This is a genomic window from Candidatus Pelagibacter sp., from assembly GCF_052049995.1.
Lineage (GTDB): Bacteria > Pseudomonadota > Alphaproteobacteria > Pelagibacterales > Pelagibacteraceae > Pelagibacter.
Map to the genome: position 1 here is coordinate 26,408 of NZ_JBNGYX010000002.1, position 14,284 is coordinate 40,691.

Consider the following 14,284-nt stretch of genomic DNA (forward strand, 5'->3'; position numbering starts at 1 on the left):
ATAAATTTTATTGGGCTGATAATTGCATCAATCATGGCCTCTGCTGTTCCTTTAATCCTAGCGTCTTGTGGTGAGCTAATTACAGAAAGGTCTGGAGTTTTAAACCTTGGTGTTGAAGGAATGATGATCATTGGTGCTATTTCAGGTTTCGCATTAATGACTGTTACAGGGAGTTTAATTATTGCAATTTTTGGTGCAATGTTAGCTGGAGTTTTAATTTCAACTATTTTTGCATTCCTGACGCAAACATTGATAACAAATCATGTTGCTACTGGTTTGGCGCTTACCATATTTGGAATTGGTATTTCTGCGATGATAGGAAAAAATTTTGTAGGTATTCCTGGAAAAGAGTTTCCTGTTTTATTTGAAGGTTTAAAAGACACAATACCACTTTTAGGTCCAATATTATTTGGACATTCAATTGTTTTTTATTTTGCTTTTGCCCTTCCCTTTATAACTAGCTATTTTTTAAAAAAAACGAAAATTGGATTAATTGTAAGAGCTGTAGGAGACTCACCTGAATCTGCATCTAATCAAGGAATAAATGTTAGGCTAGTTCGTTACGCTTGTATACTTTATGGAGGCGCAATGAGTGGACTTGCTGGTGCATATTTATCTATGATTTATACTCCTCAGTGGATTGAAAATATGACAGGTGGAAGAGGTTGGATCGCATTGGCTCTAGTGGTTTTCTCAACGTGGAACCCAATTAAAATTTTAATCGGTGCGATGATTTTTGGTGGATTGACCATTATTCAATTTCATATGCAAGCAATCGGAGTAAGAATTCCTGTGCAATTTTTAACAGCTCTACCTTACATCGTTACAATAATAGTTTTAGTTGTAATTTCTCGTGATAGTAGAAAAATAAGACTAAGTACTCCTAGTTCCTTGGGGAAATCTTTTCATAAAGACAATTAATCTTAAAATAATCATTTTTTTTTAGATAAATTAATTTAAATTTAACAAATAAAAAATCAAAAGGGGAAATAAATTTATGCATAAATTTTTAATTCGTTCTTTCGTCTCTTCTTTAGTTTTATTATTTACATTAACTGTAGCTGCAATTGCAAAAGATGTTAAAGCAGCATTTGTTTATATTGGTCCAACTGGTGACCATGGGTGGACTTATCAGCATGATGTAGGTAGAAAAGCTGTTGAAGCTGCCGGATTTAAAACAACATACGTAGAAGGCGTTCCAGAAAGTGCCGATGCTGAGAGGGTTCTTAGACAGTTAGCTAATTCTGGTCACGACATTATCTTTACAACTAGTTTTGGATATATGAATCCTACTAACAAAGTTGCAAAAGAGTTTCCAAATGTAAAATTTGAACATGCTACTGGATACAAAAGAGAACATCCAAATGTTTCAACTTACGCTGCTAGATTCTATGAAGGTAGAACTATTTTGGGAACAATTGCTGGGACTATGACAAAATCTAATGTGATTGGTTATGTAGCGTCTTTTCCAATACCTGAAGTAATTAGAGGTATCAATTCATTTACCTTAGCAGCTCAAAAAGTTAATCCAAATATCAAAACTAAAATTGTTTGGGCTTTCACTTGGTACGATCCAGGTAAAGAAGCAGAAGCAGCAAAAGCTTTAATTGATCAAGGTGCTGATGTAATTGCTCAACATACAGATAGTACAGCTATTGTTCAAATGGCTGAAAAAGCTGGAGTATATGCTTTTGGACAAGCAAGTGATATGGATAAGTTTGCACCAAAGGCTGTATTAACTTCAGTTGAGAATAACTGGGGACCATATTATGTCGATAGAGTTAAAGCTGTTGCAAATGGTACATGGGATCAAAAAGATACATGGCACGGTATAGGTGATGGTATGGTAGTAATCTCAGGTTTAGATTCTCAAATGCCTAGTGACCTACAAGCAAAAGTTAAAAAACTTCAAGCAGATTTAGCATCTGGTAAAGTTCATTCTTTCACTGGACCAATTTATGACCAAAAGGGAAATTTAATGGTAGCAGAAGGGAAAACTGCAGATGATGGTATGCTAGCAGGTATGATGACTTATGTTAAAGGTGTTGAAGGAGATATACCTAAGTAATCATTTTCCAATTTAAAAAATTTAAAAGGCCAGTTTTTTAACTGGCCTTTTTTATATCTGATGTTTTTTTTTAATTTCTTCAATTCTTAATTCTTCATAAATTTCGAAGGGCTGCACAATCCAAGGATTATCAGGAAGTTTTTTTGCACAAAAATCTGGCTCAAATGTTGATTTCTTTTTTTTAAATAAAGTAGCAGTTTTGATATCCTCTATTTTATCCTTTATTGGTTCATATTTTTTTAACCAGTCTATACTTTTGTTAAAAGTTATTCCTGTATCAGATAAATCATCGCATAAAAGTATTTTACCACCCATATTAGGTGCTATAGAACTCATTTCCCTTGAGAACACAATATCACCCTGCTCATCCTCTACTCCTTTACCACTGTAAGATTCAACTGCAAGATATGCACATTTTAATTTAAATATTCTGCTTAATACGTCTATCATTGGTGCTGCGCCACGCATGATGCCAATCAGTATTGTTGGTTTATATCCACTTTCATCAATTTGGATGGCTAACTTTTCAACAGTCTGGTTGTACTCATCCCAACTGACAATCATTTTTTCTGTCATAATTTTTTAATATCTATTTATTTAAATAATAAAACTAAAACTGCAAGAACGATAAGTGCAATTATTGAAGATATTAAGATATACAACCTATGAATGTTTCTTCCTCTTAAATTAAAATAATGTCGTGCTACTCCAGTAATAACTGCTAATGCACATAATATTAACCAATTATACTGATGATAAACTAAGAAACTTGAGTGTCCAGAAAGCATTATAAACAATACTAAAAAAGTGGAATAATTATTATGAATTGATCTCTGTTTAGCTGCTAGAGATAAACTCATATCAAATTTTTCACCTCTTTTACTACTGCTGATGATGTTCATTTGATTGGGTATAATTACTGTAAAAACATTACCAAACATATTGGTTCCTATAATTAGTCCAACACTCAAAATTGCAAATTTTGGTCCAAACAATTTTGTTAAACCAAAGGAAACAGCTGCTAATAAAATAATTGCTGTAAATATAAATAGTACATTATTTTCAATCAATTTTGATTTACACAATAGATCATAAATAAACCAAAAAATAATTAATGATAAAAGCGAAATAATAATGGCGTAACTAGGAGGCATCAACAGGACACGTTTATCTACCATTAATACACCGGCGTTATAATAATAAATTACAACTAAGAGCAACATTCCTGTTACAAAAGTTAGGTAACTTTGCCATTTAAAAATTACTAATCTATTTAAATAATCCTGTGGTGGTGAGGTTTTTAACCTTGAAAGTTTATAAAAAAAACCAGAATGCATCAGATATCCTTCTCCATCGACATCATTGCTTGTTATATTTTTATTTAAATTATTGTCTAAGTAATTAAATAAAAAACTGTTACCTACCCATAATATTGCAAATACTACATGGCCCCATCTTAGAATAACTTCTAACCATTTAATTGTATAAGGTAAAAATTCCATCAGTATTTTATTTTATCTACTTTTTTATCCCAAATTTCAAAAGCTTTTAAAGCTTCTTCTCTAAGCATTTGTACCATTTTAATTTTTCTATCATCAATTTTTTTCGGAATTTCTGTATAAATAAAAGAGTCATCAAAATCTATATTTTTTGCATCTTCTCTAGTGTTTGCATAATATATTTTATCTAATCTTGACCAATAAATTGCTGAAAGACACATCGGGCAAGGTTCACAAGATGTATAAATCTCGCATCCGGATAGATCAAAAGTATTTAAATTTTTACAAGCTTCTCTAATTGCTACTATTTCTCCATGAGCAGTTGGATCATTTGTGGAAGTAACTTTGTTAGAGCCCTCTGCAATAATTTTTTGATCCTTAACTATAACACTTCCAAAGGGACCACCTATGGTATTCGCACTTTTTATTGAAAGTTCAATGGCTTTTGTCATAAATTTTTTTTTATCTTCCATTTTTTTTTTTTATTTTATTTTTAATTTTATTAATACTCATTAAAATTCTTTCAGGTGTTGCTGGCGCATTAAGTTCTGGCGCAAACTGATAATTTCCAACTGAAGCAACTGCATCTTTAATTGCATAAAAAACGCTCATAGCTAACATTAGAGGAGGTTCGCCTGTTGTCTTTGCTTTATTAACAACTTTTTCTTTATTTATTCCATCTTTAAAAATTTCTACATTAAATTTTTTTGGAATATCACTTACGGCAGGAATTTTATACGTTGATGGAGAGAAAGTTGTAATCTGACCATTTGATTTCCAATTTAGTTCTTCAATAGTTAACCAACCTTGTCCTTGAACAAAACCTCCTTCGATCTGACCTAATTCAAGTGCAGGATTTATTGGTTTCCCTGCATCATGCAAAATATCAACTCTTTCTAGGATATTTTCACCTGTCAGTGTATCTATAGTTACTTCTGAAACAGCTGCACCATAACAAAAATAATAAAATGGTCTTCCTCTAAATTTTTTTTTATCAAAGTTTATTTTTGGCGTTGAATAAAAACCTGAGGATGAAAGAGAAATTCTATTTAAATATGCTTCTTGAATAATACTTTTAAATTCAAATTGTCTGTTTCCAAATATTATATATTGATCCTTATAAATTGCTTCTTGATTATAAATCTTATATTTTTTTTTAATAAATTTTTCTAAATTTAATTTAATTTTTGCTACTGCATTTAATGCTGCAGCACCATTAAGGTCTGTGGTTGAAGATGCAGCGCTAGCTGAAGTATTTGGAACCTTAGCTGTATTTGTTGATGAAATATGTACTAAATTATATGGTAATCCCAAGGAATTGGCCACTAGTTGAGCTATTTTTGTATGAGTCCCTTGACCCATTTCTATACCACCATGGTTCAAGTAAACACTTCCATCTGTATAAATATGCACTAAAGCACCAGCTTGATTTAAATGAATTGTTGTAAATGAAATCCCAAATTTTACTGGTGTAATAGCTATACCCTTCTTTTTAAATTTATTTTTTTCATTGAATTTTTTTATCTCTGAATATCTTTTCTTATAATTAGATTTATTTTCTAAATTTTTAAATATTTCATTAATCACATTGTCTTCAATAGTCATTCCATAGTGAGTTATATTTTTTTTATCTTTTTGATAAAAATTTTTCTTTCGAACTTGAATAGGATCTATTTTTAAATACCTTGAAATATTATCAATAACATTTTCTATAGCCATCATACCCTGATTTCCACCAAAGCCTCTAAATGCAGTTGAAGTTGGAATATTTGTCTTGCATAAATTATTTGTTACCTCGATATCTGATATGTAATACGCATTGTCTATATGAAGAAGAGCTCTTTCATTTATTGCTGCTGATAAATCAGGCGACATTCCACAATTTGATGATAAGTTAATTTTTAATCCTTCAATAATTCCTTCATCATTAAATCCAACTTCGTATTCAGATAAAAATTCATGCCTTTTACCAGTCAAAATTATATCATCATCTCTATCTAGTCTTAATTTTACAGGCTGACATGTTTTTTTTGCCAGCAACGCACAAATACATGCAGTCATAAAATTTGTCTCTTTCCCTCCAAATCCACCTCCAATTCTTCTTACTTCAACATTTATAGAATTACTTTTCTGATTTAACATTTTTGCAATTAATTGTTGTGTCTCAGAAGGATGTTGTGTTGAACTGTAAACTAAAAAATTATCATCTTCTTTAGGTATAACAAACGCTGCCTGACCCTCTAAATAAAAGTGTTCTTGACTTCCGGTTGTAAAGATTCCTTTCAAATTATATTTTGAATTTTTAATTTTCTTAGAAGGGTTTCCTTTTTTAATTTTTCTAGGCTTAAATAAAAACTGTTTTTTATTTAAAGCATCTTTTATTGTGATAACTGGTTTTAAATCTTTATAAGTGATTTTTGCCTTTAATACTGCTTTTCTTGCAAGTTCAGTAGTTGTGGCAGCTACAGCAAACAATGGTTGACCAAAAAACTCAACTTTTTTATCTGGAAATATTGGATCACCATCAAAAACAGGTCCTACATCGTTCCTTCCTGAGATATCATTTTGAGTGACTACTGATATCACCCCTTCACTTTTTTTTACATCGCTTAAGTCTATTTTTTTGATTATTGCATGAGCTTTTTTACTTAGACCAATAGCACCATAAATTGTATTTTTTGGTTCATTAATGTCGTCAGTGTATTCAGCGTATCCACTTACATGCTTATAAGCACTATCATGTGGTCTTACATCATTAATATAGTTCTCTTTGCTCATTTAATTAACTCTTGTTAGCTTATTAGAATCTATTTCTACGAAACATTTCATCAATAAATTTTTTGCTATCTCTAGTCTATATTCTTTACTTGCCCTCATATCACCTATGGGACTTAGGTCTTTATCAAGATAATTTTTGGCTTGATTAAAAGTACTTAAATTAAGAGGTTTATTCTTGAGAATTTTCTCACAAGCTTTAGCTCTTTTTGGTACAGCTGCCATACCTCCAAAAGCAATAAAAACCTCTTTAATTTTATTTTTATCGATTTCAAAATTAAAAGATCCACAAACAGATGAAATATCATCATCAAATCTTTTTGATATTTTAAATGCTTTAAAAATATTTTTCTTAAATAATGGTATTTTTATTGAGTGAATAAATTCATTCTTTTTTAATTTAGTTTTTCTATAATCAAGGAAAAAATTATTTATAGGAATAACTTTTCTTTGATTGAAGCTTTCAATTAAAATTTCTGCATTTAAAGATAACAAAATTGGTAATGTATCACCTATCGGAGATGCTGTCGCAATGTTACCACCTATTGTTCCTACATTTCGAATTTGAACAGAACCGTATCTTTTAAGAACTAAATAAAAATCTGGATAATGTTTTTTAATTTCTTTTTCAAATTTTATTAAAGGTGTAGAGGCGCCAACCTCAAGGTAATTTTTATTTACTTTTATAAAGTCTAATTCTTTTATTTCTTTTAAATCAATTATAAAAGGAATTTCTTTTCTTTCTTTTGTAACTTTTAAAGATAAGTCTGTTCCACCTGCAAGAAAACTAAAATTAGAGTATTTTTTAATTATATTTTTTAAATCCTTAATGTTCTTTGGTGAAAAATAAATTTTATCATCTTTTTTAATATAAATATTTTTTGGTTTAATTTTTTTTAATAATTGAATAACTTTATTATTATTTTTACTAAATTGATCATTCCTGTTTTTCTTGTCTAAACTTTTTGCAGCATCTATTATAGGTCTATATCCAGTGCAACGACATAAATTACCTGATATAGAATCTGTTATTAATTCATTATTAAGATTTTTGTTATTTTTAAACATTGAAAATAAAGCCATAACAAATCCTGGTGTACAGAAACCGCATTGAGAGCCATGAAATTTTACCATCGCATCTTGTACAGGGTGAAGTTTGCCATTTTTGGAAACCAAATCTTCTACAATTAAAAGTTGTTTACCATTTAATGATGGAACAAATGAAATGCAGGAATTAATTGCTTTATATATAATCTTATTATCGACTAATTCACCTAAAACAATTGTACACGCGCCACAACCACCCTCTGAACATCCTTCTTTGGTTCCAGTCTTTTTTAATTCGGTTCTAATATAATTAAGTATGGTTTGATTTGGATCAGGATTATTGATTACTATAAGCTTATCATTTAATAAAAATTTAACAGAGTTCGATATCACTTAACTACCTCTATAAGTAGAATAACTCCAAGGTGAAACAAGCAAAGGAACATGATAATGCTGTGAGGGATCTAAAATTCCAAATCTGATGATAACATCATCCAGGAATGGAACATCGCTAGCTGCAGATGTATTTTTAAAATAATCACCAATATGAAAAACTAATTCATATTTACCCTTAACAAAAATATCTCCCTCAGCTAATGGTGAATTAGCTCTACCATCGTCATTGAGTTTTGTTGACGTTAATTTTTTTCGCTCTGAATTATTAATATAAAACAACTCAACTAGGATACCTTTGCCAGGTTTACCAGAATACACATCTAAAACATGAGTTGTGAGCTTTGTCATAAAATTATAGTATCATTTAATTTTAAACTTTAATTATTTTAAAGTTATATGAGAACAATAGATAACATTAACGATCTTAACAAGTCTGATTTTTTGTCTTTATTTGGTAATGTTTTTGAAAAAACTGAGTCAGTTGCAGTGGAAGCATTTGAGTCAAAACCATTTAAAAACTTTGAAGATATTATGTTTAAAATGCTTGATATTTATGAAAATTACGAAAAGAATAAAATTTTAGAGATTTTAAATGCTCATCCTGAGCTTGCTGTAGCAAAAAAAATGACCTCTGAATCTATATCAGAACAAGCCTCTGCAAAATTAAACCAATGTTCTAATGATGAATATGAAGAATTTAAAAAATTAAATTCAGAATATAAAAAAAAGTTTAATTTTCCTTTTATAATTGCCGTAAAAGGTAAAGATAAAAATGAAATTTTGAATAATTTTAGACAAAGAATACAAAGTGATGTAGAAAGTGAATTCCTTGAAGCAAAAAAACAAGTAAAAAAAATTGCAACCTTTCGTTTGAATGAAATAAATAAAAAATGAAAAAATTTATAAGTGCAAAAATGATTAACTTAGCGGACCCAAGAATTGGATCTAAAGTTATATTTAAGACTGACGATTTTTTTGCAGCTGCTCATAGAATATTAAACATCGAAACTCCAGTTTTTAAAGATGGACTATTTGACAAACATGGTAAATGGATGGATGGATGGGAAACAAGGAGAAGAAGATCAAAAGGTTTTGATTATTTAATTTTAAAACTTGGTAAACCTGGGAAGATATTTGATATAGACATTGACACAACACACTTCAATGGAAACCATCCCACACATGCTTCGTTAGAGGGTTGCTTAAGTAAAACAAAGCCTAATAAGAAAACAAAATGGATTTCTTTACTGAGCAAAAAAAAACTTGGGCCAAGCCGAAACCATAGCTTCAAATCAAACAACAAATCTGTTTTTAATTATATAAGACTAAACATTTTTCCAGATGGTGGAGTTGCAAGACTAAGGCTTTATGGAAAAATTGAAATGGAGAAAAACTTTTTAAATAACAAAACTATCAACCTTACATCTGTTTTAAATGGCGCTTCAATTATTGGTTGTAATAATGAACATTTCGGCAGGGCTGAAAATATTATAGCACCTGGTAAAGGAAAAAATATGGGAGATGGTTGGGAAACAAAAAGAAGTAGAGGAAAAAACTATGATTGGCTTATAATAAAATTTGGAAAACCAGGATTAATAAAAAAACTAGAGATAGATACCCATCATTTTAAAGGAAACTACCCCGATAGTTGTTCAATTCAAACTGCAAGCATTTCAAAAAATCTGTCCAATAAATCAATTGTCAATAATTCAAAAAATTGGAAGTTTATTTTAAATAAGTCAAAACTGTCAGCTCACAAGAAACATATTTTTAAAAAATTCTTAATTAAAAGAAGTAAGGAAAATTATCTTAAAATAAATATCTATCCAGACGGTGGAATTTCAAGAATAAGGGCATTTGGAAATTTTGTGAGATGAAAATAATAAAAGCAAAAAAAATTACTAAAAAAAATTTTTCTAAATTTGGTCAATTAATAGATACGTCAAAAAAAAATCCTATAAATATTAATGATGGTTATGCAAAAAGATTTGATAATTTGATAAACGTAGATGCATCTAAAAACAAAGGGAAAGCAATTGTTAGTATTTTTAAAGCAAAAAAAAGAAGTTTTCCTATGAAAATTGACATGATGGAAAAACATCCTTTAGGAAGCCAAGCCTTTATACCAATGGAAGATACAAAATTTTTAGTATTTGTAGCACCAAAAGGAGATAAACCAGATGTAAATAAAATCCAATCTTTTTTAGTCCCAAAACAAACTGGGGTTAATTATAATGCTGGTATTTGGCACTTTCCGTTGATTTCTATGAAAAATATGAATTTTCTAATTGTTGATAGAAAAGGAAAAGGAAACAATCTTGTTATTTATAAATTTAAAAAAGATAAAATTATTTTGAAAAAATGAAAAAAAAGTATCCAAGAGATTTGGTTGGATATGGTTCCAAAAAAGTTAAGGTAAAGTGGCCTGGTAATGCTAAGTTGGCTTTGCAATTTGTGCTTAATTACGAGGAGGGAGCAGAGAATTGTACTCTTCATGGTGATAAAACTTCAGAAGTATTTTTATCAGAAATTATAGGAGCAAAACCAATTAAAGGTCGACACTTAAATATGGAATCAATTTATGAATATGGATCAAGAAGAGGGTTTTGGAGAATTCATGATCTATTTAATAAAAAGAAAATTCCACTTACTATTTTTGGAGTTGGTATGGCATTGGAAAGAAATAAAGAAGTTTGTTCGGCTATAAAAAAAGCAAATTATGAAGTTGCAAGTCATGGGTGGAGATGGATTGACTATCAAAATGTATCAAAGAAAAAAGAAAAGAATGATATGGAGCTTGCAGTCAAATCTATAAAAAAGATTTTCGGTAATCAACCTGCTGGTTGGTACACAGGTAGGTGTAGCGAAAATACTTTAGATTTAGTAATTAATAATGGTAGTTTTTTATACTGTAGCGATACATACAGTGATGATCTTCCTTACTGGATTAAAAAAGGTAATAAAAAACAACTAATGATTCCTTACACACTTGATAACAATGATATGAGATTTGCAACCAATCAAGGATTTAATTCAGGTGAACAATTTTATAATTATTTAAAAGATAGTTTCGATGCACTTTATGAGGAAGGAAAAACTTCACCTAAGATGATGTCAGTTGGCTTGCATTGTAGATTAATTGGAAGACCTGGTAGAATACAGTCTCTTAAAAAATTTTTAAATTACATCACAAAATTTAAGGATATTTGGATCTGCAAAAGAGTAGACATAGCTAAACATTGGATAAAAAATTATAGTTAAAATTTTTATTATTGTTCCGCAGCTATAGAAGTATAGTGAGCAACCGCTTCTATTTCCTCATCAGTTAGTATACCCTCCATTGCGGGCATTACTCCTATACCGTTTCTAACTGCCATTATAATTCTTTGAATATCAGGTCTAATTTCATTTAAATTTGGACCAACCATTGCGTTCGATCCAGCATCTGAAAGCATATGGCATGCTGCACAATTACCGGCCCCTAGAAAAACTTCTTTTCCTTTATTAAACAGTTGATCAGCATTAACGTGGGTTGACCATAATAATATCAAAAACAATAATGTATTAAAGAAATTTAAAAATAATTTTTTCACATAAATTTGGTATCATAATTAAAAAAATTTAAAAAGGAGAATTATGAAAGCTTATTGGATTGCAAATTATACTGAAATAAAAGACGACGAAAGACTTAAAAAATATGCTATTAAAGCTAAAGAAGCGGTTGAAAAATATTCTGGAAAAATAATAGCAAGAAGTGCAAATAATGTAACTTTGGAAGGTAGGGAAATGGTTAGAGTAGCACTTGCAGAATTTCCAGACATTGAAACAGCAAAAAATTGTTACAATTCCGAAGAGTATGTTGAAGCTAGAAAACATTTAGAAAATAATGCTGTTAGAGAACACATTATTTTTGAAGGAATGTAAAATTCAATAATAACATAATAAATGACACAACCATTTATAGATACAATTTTAGAAGAAGCAATTTCATGGATTGAATCTGATAAACAAGTAGTTCTTGCAACTGTAGTTCAAACATGGGGATCTTCTCCATTCCAAATTGGAAGCAAAATGATAATTGACGAAAAAGGTAATTTTTTAGGTTCAGTTTCGGGTGGTTGTGTGGAAACAAGCGTAATTACTGAATGTGTTGAACTAATAAAAAATAAAAATTCATTTAAGAAAATTGATTTCAAAGTCTCAGATGAAAATGCTTGGAGCGTAGGCCTTGCATGTGGAGGAGAAATGACTGTTTTTATAGAACAAATAAATTGATGAAAATAGAAATACTTAAAGAAATAATAAAAAAAAAATCATCCGATGAACAATTTGCTGTTTTAACTAATTTAAGTAATGGATCCTCTGAAATATATAAAATAGGAATACCTTTAAGTAATAATTTTATTAATTATAAAAACGATATAGAGAATTATTATAATTTAAAGAAAAGTGGCGTAATTAATAATACCGAAATTTTAATTCAAAATTATATTAAACCAATCGAAGTTATTATCATTGGCGCAGTACATATAACACAATATTTAATTAAATTTTTAAAAGATTTAAATTTTGATGTTACTGTAGTTGATCCAAGAGAATATTTCACAACTAAACAAAAATTTCGAAATGTTAAAATTATCAATAAATGGCCTGAAGAATTTTTTAAAAATATTCAAACAAACTCTAATACTGCTTTAATTACTTTGAGTCATGATCCAAAAATTGATGAGCCAGCGTTAAAACATGCTTTAAAAAAAAAGTTTTTTTATATAGGTGCTTTAGGGAGTAAAAAAACTCATAACAACAGATGTAAAAGATTAAAAGATGAAGGATTTAATGATAAAGAAATTGACTCTATACATGGACCAATTGGAATAAAACTAGGGGGAAAATCTGCTCCTGAAATAGCTTTATCAATTGTTGCACAACTAGTTTCTGAGACAAACAAATATAAAAATCTTTAGTACTGGATAGGTTCAGGATCTATACTTCTCCAAAGATACCATGTTGCTACCGAACAATAAGGTGAAAATTTTTTATTTAAATAAGAAACATAACGTTCAGGAGGTAAATATTTTTTATTATAATTTTGAGAAATAGCTCTTAAAAGTCCAATATCTTGTATAGGCCAAATATTGGGTCGATTATAGGTAAATAATAAGATCATTTCTGCTGACCACCTTCCAATTTGTCTAAGTTGAGAAAGGTAAATAATAGCATCCTCATCAGACATTTTTGAAATCAGTCTTGGATTAAACTGTTTATTCAATACTTGTTTTGCTAAACTTTTAATTCCTTTTACCTTCTGTCTACTTAGACCACAGCTTTTTAATTGAGCGGTAGATAACTTACTAACAGATTTTGCATTAATTTTATTTTTACATTTTTTTTTAAATTTTAAAAAAACTGAATTAGCAGCAGCAACACTTATTTGTTGACCAACAATACTTTTACATAGAGAAAAGAAAACATCTTTTCTTGAAGTAAGAACTGTCTCTGATGGTGATTTATACTTTTTAATCAACGCTGACATTGTTTTATCTTTATCTGATAAATATTTTTTTGCTTTATTCCAATATGATGGTGTTTTAGTCATGTCGTGAAACAGATAGCTTTTTTTTCAAATACATCTCTCTTCTAAATATAATAATAGATGAAACAATAACCAATAAAGCACCTAATAATGTTTTAGAAGTTGGTATTTCATTCCAAATAAAATATCCAAATATTATAGCAAAGACTAATCCAAGGTATTTTAAAGGGGAAACTAAACTTACTTCTGAGTATTTATAAGATTGTGATAACCATAAATTAGCAAGGCCACCTAATATACCAACCATGGACAACAAAAATAAATCAATTAAACTTGGCAAAATCCATCCCTGATAAAAAGATAAAAAACTTAAAAGCATTATTGAAAATGAAAAGAAAAAACTAATTAACCAAGCTGGCTCAGTTGAGGATAATTTTCTAATAGCAATAGCAACGTAAGATAGGCCTAAACAAAAAATTATTGGATATATATAATATAAATTTAAAGAGCTAAAACCTGGTTCAGTTATGAAAATTATACCCACAAATCCAACTAAGACCGCTAGCCACCTATAAATACCAACTTTTTCTTTTAATAAAAAAATTGAAAATATTGTTATAAATATTGGTGCTGCAAAAGAAATACTTACAACTGTTGCTAAAGGTAAATTTCTTAAAGCTACAAATATAGAAACCAAAGCAATTAATCCTGCTAAACATCTTTTAAAATGCAAAAACGGTCTGGTTGTTTTGTAAAAATCTAAATATCTGTCTTTAGGAATAAGAAATAAAATAGGAATTATTCCGCAAAATCCTCTGAAAAAGAGTACTTGTCCAACGGGATAATCATCAGACCATTTAACAATCACATCCATTAGTGAAAATGCACATACTGATATGAACATGTAAAAAAAGCCTAATTGATTTTTTGATAGCATATGATTAACTTTAGATTAATTAACTTAAT

18 protein-coding genes are annotated in these 14,284 nt (G+C 29.3%); 9 read left to right on the plus strand and 9 right to left on the minus strand.

Translation table 11 applies throughout. From position 1 onward, the window contains the following. A complete protein-coding gene (locus ACTT9Y_RS02420; RefSeq protein ID WP_425319189.1) occupies window positions 1-921 on the plus strand; it encodes an ABC transporter permease in 921 nt (306 codons plus the stop codon). A 76-nt stretch (window positions 922-997) separates the two neighbouring features. Beyond that, on the plus strand, window positions 998-2,068 hold the full coding sequence (locus ACTT9Y_RS02425; protein ID WP_440932849.1) for a BMP family ABC transporter substrate-binding protein: 1,071 nt from the start codon (window positions 998-1,000) through the stop codon (window positions 2,066-2,068). 51 nt (window positions 2,069-2,119) lie between these two features. Here the strand turns inward: ACTT9Y_RS02425 and ACTT9Y_RS02430 are convergent, their stop codons facing one another. From ACTT9Y_RS02430 to uraH, 6 genes are read right to left on the minus strand one after another with little or no spacing between them, the layout of a single operon-like run. Then, a complete protein-coding gene (locus tag ACTT9Y_RS02430) occupies window positions 2,120-2,644 on the minus strand; it encodes a phosphoribosyltransferase (RefSeq protein ID WP_075484229.1) in 525 nt (174 codons plus the stop codon). Between the two features lie 17 nt (window positions 2,645-2,661). After that, window positions 2,662-3,570 (minus strand): urate hydroxylase PuuD, encoded by a 909-nt coding sequence (locus ACTT9Y_RS02435; protein ID WP_440932850.1) that lies wholly within the window; start codon window positions 3,568-3,570, stop codon window positions 2,662-2,664. After that, a complete protein-coding gene (locus tag ACTT9Y_RS02440; RefSeq protein WP_440932851.1) occupies window positions 3,570-4,040 on the minus strand; it encodes a nucleoside deaminase in 471 nt (156 codons plus the stop codon). The genes ACTT9Y_RS02435 and ACTT9Y_RS02440 overlap by 1 nt, the downstream gene beginning before the upstream one ends. Next, complete coding sequence (xdhB, locus tag ACTT9Y_RS02445; RefSeq protein WP_440932852.1) at window positions 4,030-6,345, minus strand: xanthine dehydrogenase molybdopterin binding subunit; 2,316 nt, start codon at window positions 6,343-6,345, stop codon at window positions 4,030-4,032. Before xdhB ends, ACTT9Y_RS02440 begins: the two co-directional genes overlap by 11 nt. Further along, on the minus strand, window positions 6,346-7,782 hold the full coding sequence (xdhA, locus tag ACTT9Y_RS02450; protein WP_440932853.1) for a xanthine dehydrogenase small subunit: 1,437 nt from the start codon (window positions 7,780-7,782) through the stop codon (window positions 6,346-6,348). It lies immediately after the preceding gene. After that, window positions 7,783-8,133: a hydroxyisourate hydrolase gene (gene uraH, locus ACTT9Y_RS02455; protein WP_440932854.1), complete on the minus strand. Its 351-nt coding sequence runs from the start codon at window positions 8,131-8,133 to the stop codon at window positions 7,783-7,785. A gap of 48 nt (window positions 8,134-8,181) precedes the next feature. Here uraH and uraD point away from each other — a divergent pair, with 48 nt between their 5' ends. The 4 genes from uraD to puuE are packed head-to-tail and all read left to right on the plus strand — an operon-like array spanning window position 8,182 to window position 11,046. Next, the gene (uraD, locus tag ACTT9Y_RS02460; RefSeq protein WP_440908374.1) at window positions 8,182-8,679 is read left to right on the plus strand and encodes a 2-oxo-4-hydroxy-4-carboxy-5-ureidoimidazoline decarboxylase; all 498 of its coding nucleotides are present in this window, start codon (window positions 8,182-8,184) and stop codon (window positions 8,677-8,679) included. Further along, complete coding sequence (gene alc, locus ACTT9Y_RS02465; protein WP_440932855.1) at window positions 8,676-9,662, plus strand: allantoicase; 987 nt, start codon at window positions 8,676-8,678, stop codon at window positions 9,660-9,662. Before uraD ends, alc begins: the two co-directional genes overlap by 4 nt. Continuing rightward, the gene (locus tag ACTT9Y_RS02470; RefSeq protein WP_440932856.1) at window positions 9,659-10,150 is read left to right on the plus strand and encodes an ureidoglycolate lyase; all 492 of its coding nucleotides are present in this window, start codon (window positions 9,659-9,661) and stop codon (window positions 10,148-10,150) included. Before alc ends, ACTT9Y_RS02470 begins: the two co-directional genes overlap by 4 nt. Then, the gene (puuE, locus tag ACTT9Y_RS02475) at window positions 10,147-11,046 is read left to right on the plus strand and encodes an allantoinase PuuE (protein WP_440932857.1); all 900 of its coding nucleotides are present in this window, start codon (window positions 10,147-10,149) and stop codon (window positions 11,044-11,046) included. Before ACTT9Y_RS02470 ends, puuE begins: the two co-directional genes overlap by 4 nt. An 8-nt stretch (window positions 11,047-11,054) precedes the next feature. Here the strand turns inward: puuE and ACTT9Y_RS02480 are convergent, their stop codons facing one another. Then, a complete protein-coding gene (locus tag ACTT9Y_RS02480; RefSeq protein ID WP_440932858.1) occupies window positions 11,055-11,378 on the minus strand; it encodes a c-type cytochrome in 324 nt (107 codons plus the stop codon). Window positions 11,379-11,421: 43 nt separating this feature from the next. Here ACTT9Y_RS02480 and ACTT9Y_RS02485 point away from each other — a divergent pair, with 43 nt between their 5' ends. Genes ACTT9Y_RS02485 through ACTT9Y_RS02495 form a run of 3 tightly spaced genes read left to right on the plus strand, consistent with a single transcriptional unit; the run spans window position 11,422 to window position 12,749 of the window. Next, on the plus strand, window positions 11,422-11,709 hold the full coding sequence (locus ACTT9Y_RS02485; protein ID WP_075484239.1) for a DUF1330 domain-containing protein: 288 nt from the start codon (window positions 11,422-11,424) through the stop codon (window positions 11,707-11,709). 21 nt (window positions 11,710-11,730) lie between these two features. Then, on the plus strand, window positions 11,731-12,060 hold the full coding sequence (locus ACTT9Y_RS02490; RefSeq protein WP_075484240.1) for an XdhC family protein: 330 nt from the start codon (window positions 11,731-11,733) through the stop codon (window positions 12,058-12,060). Then, on the plus strand, window positions 12,060-12,749 hold the full coding sequence (locus tag ACTT9Y_RS02495) for an XdhC family protein (protein WP_075484241.1): 690 nt from the start codon (window positions 12,060-12,062) through the stop codon (window positions 12,747-12,749). The genes ACTT9Y_RS02490 and ACTT9Y_RS02495 overlap by 1 nt, the downstream gene beginning before the upstream one ends. Here the strand turns inward: ACTT9Y_RS02495 and ACTT9Y_RS02500 are convergent. Together ACTT9Y_RS02500 and ACTT9Y_RS02505 are read right to left on the minus strand one after the other, a co-directional pair. Further along, entirely contained in the window at window positions 12,746-13,381 is a 636-nt protein-coding gene (locus ACTT9Y_RS02500; RefSeq protein ID WP_075484242.1) for a DNA-3-methyladenine glycosylase family protein, read from the minus strand. The two genes, ACTT9Y_RS02495 and ACTT9Y_RS02500, sit on opposite strands and share 4 nt — an antisense overlap. Continuing rightward, on the minus strand, window positions 13,374-14,255 hold the full coding sequence (locus ACTT9Y_RS02505) for a DMT family transporter (protein ID WP_440932859.1): 882 nt from the start codon (window positions 14,253-14,255) through the stop codon (window positions 13,374-13,376). Before ACTT9Y_RS02505 ends, ACTT9Y_RS02500 begins: the two co-directional genes overlap by 8 nt. Window positions 14,256-14,284: the final 29 nt, after the last annotated feature.

What these genes read in the sequence shown, in the direction of transcription:
- ACTT9Y_RS02485 (WP_075484239.1), top strand. Translation starts at nt 11,422, where the DNA reads ATGAAAGCTTATTGGATTGCAAATTATACTGAAATAAAAGACGACGAA.
- ACTT9Y_RS02505 (WP_440932859.1), bottom strand. Translation starts at nt 14,255, where the DNA reads ATGCTATCAAAAAATCAATTAGGCTTTTTTTACATGTTCATATCAGTA.
- ACTT9Y_RS02425 (WP_440932849.1), top strand. Translation starts at nt 998, where the DNA reads ATGCATAAATTTTTAATTCGTTCTTTCGTCTCTTCTTTAGTTTTATTA.
- ACTT9Y_RS02495 (WP_075484241.1), top strand. Translation starts at nt 12,060, where the DNA reads ATGAAAATAGAAATACTTAAAGAAATAATAAAAAAAAAATCATCCGAT.
- alc (WP_440932855.1), top strand. Translation starts at nt 8,676, where the DNA reads ATGAAAAAATTTATAAGTGCAAAAATGATTAACTTAGCGGACCCAAGA.
- ACTT9Y_RS02490 (WP_075484240.1), top strand. Translation starts at nt 11,731, where the DNA reads ATGACACAACCATTTATAGATACAATTTTAGAAGAAGCAATTTCATGG.
- uraD (WP_440908374.1), top strand. Translation starts at nt 8,182, where the DNA reads ATGAGAACAATAGATAACATTAACGATCTTAACAAGTCTGATTTTTTG.
- xdhB (WP_440932852.1), bottom strand. Translation starts at nt 6,345, where the DNA reads ATGAGCAAAGAGAACTATATTAATGATGTAAGACCACATGATAGTGCT.
- ACTT9Y_RS02430 (WP_075484229.1), bottom strand. Translation starts at nt 2,644, where the DNA reads ATGACAGAAAAAATGATTGTCAGTTGGGATGAGTACAACCAGACTGTT.
- uraH (WP_440932854.1), bottom strand. Translation starts at nt 8,133, where the DNA reads ATGACAAAGCTCACAACTCATGTTTTAGATGTGTATTCTGGTAAACCT.
- ACTT9Y_RS02440 (WP_440932851.1), bottom strand. Translation starts at nt 4,040, where the DNA reads ATGGAAGATAAAAAAAAATTTATGACAAAAGCCATTGAACTTTCAATA.
- ACTT9Y_RS02500 (WP_075484242.1), bottom strand. Translation starts at nt 13,381, where the DNA reads ATGACTAAAACACCATCATATTGGAATAAAGCAAAAAAATATTTATCA.
- ACTT9Y_RS02470 (WP_440932856.1), top strand. Translation starts at nt 9,659, where the DNA reads ATGAAAATAATAAAAGCAAAAAAAATTACTAAAAAAAATTTTTCTAAA.
- ACTT9Y_RS02435 (WP_440932850.1), bottom strand. Translation starts at nt 3,570, where the DNA reads ATGGAATTTTTACCTTATACAATTAAATGGTTAGAAGTTATTCTAAGA.
- puuE (WP_440932857.1), top strand. Translation starts at nt 10,147, where the DNA reads ATGAAAAAAAAGTATCCAAGAGATTTGGTTGGATATGGTTCCAAAAAA.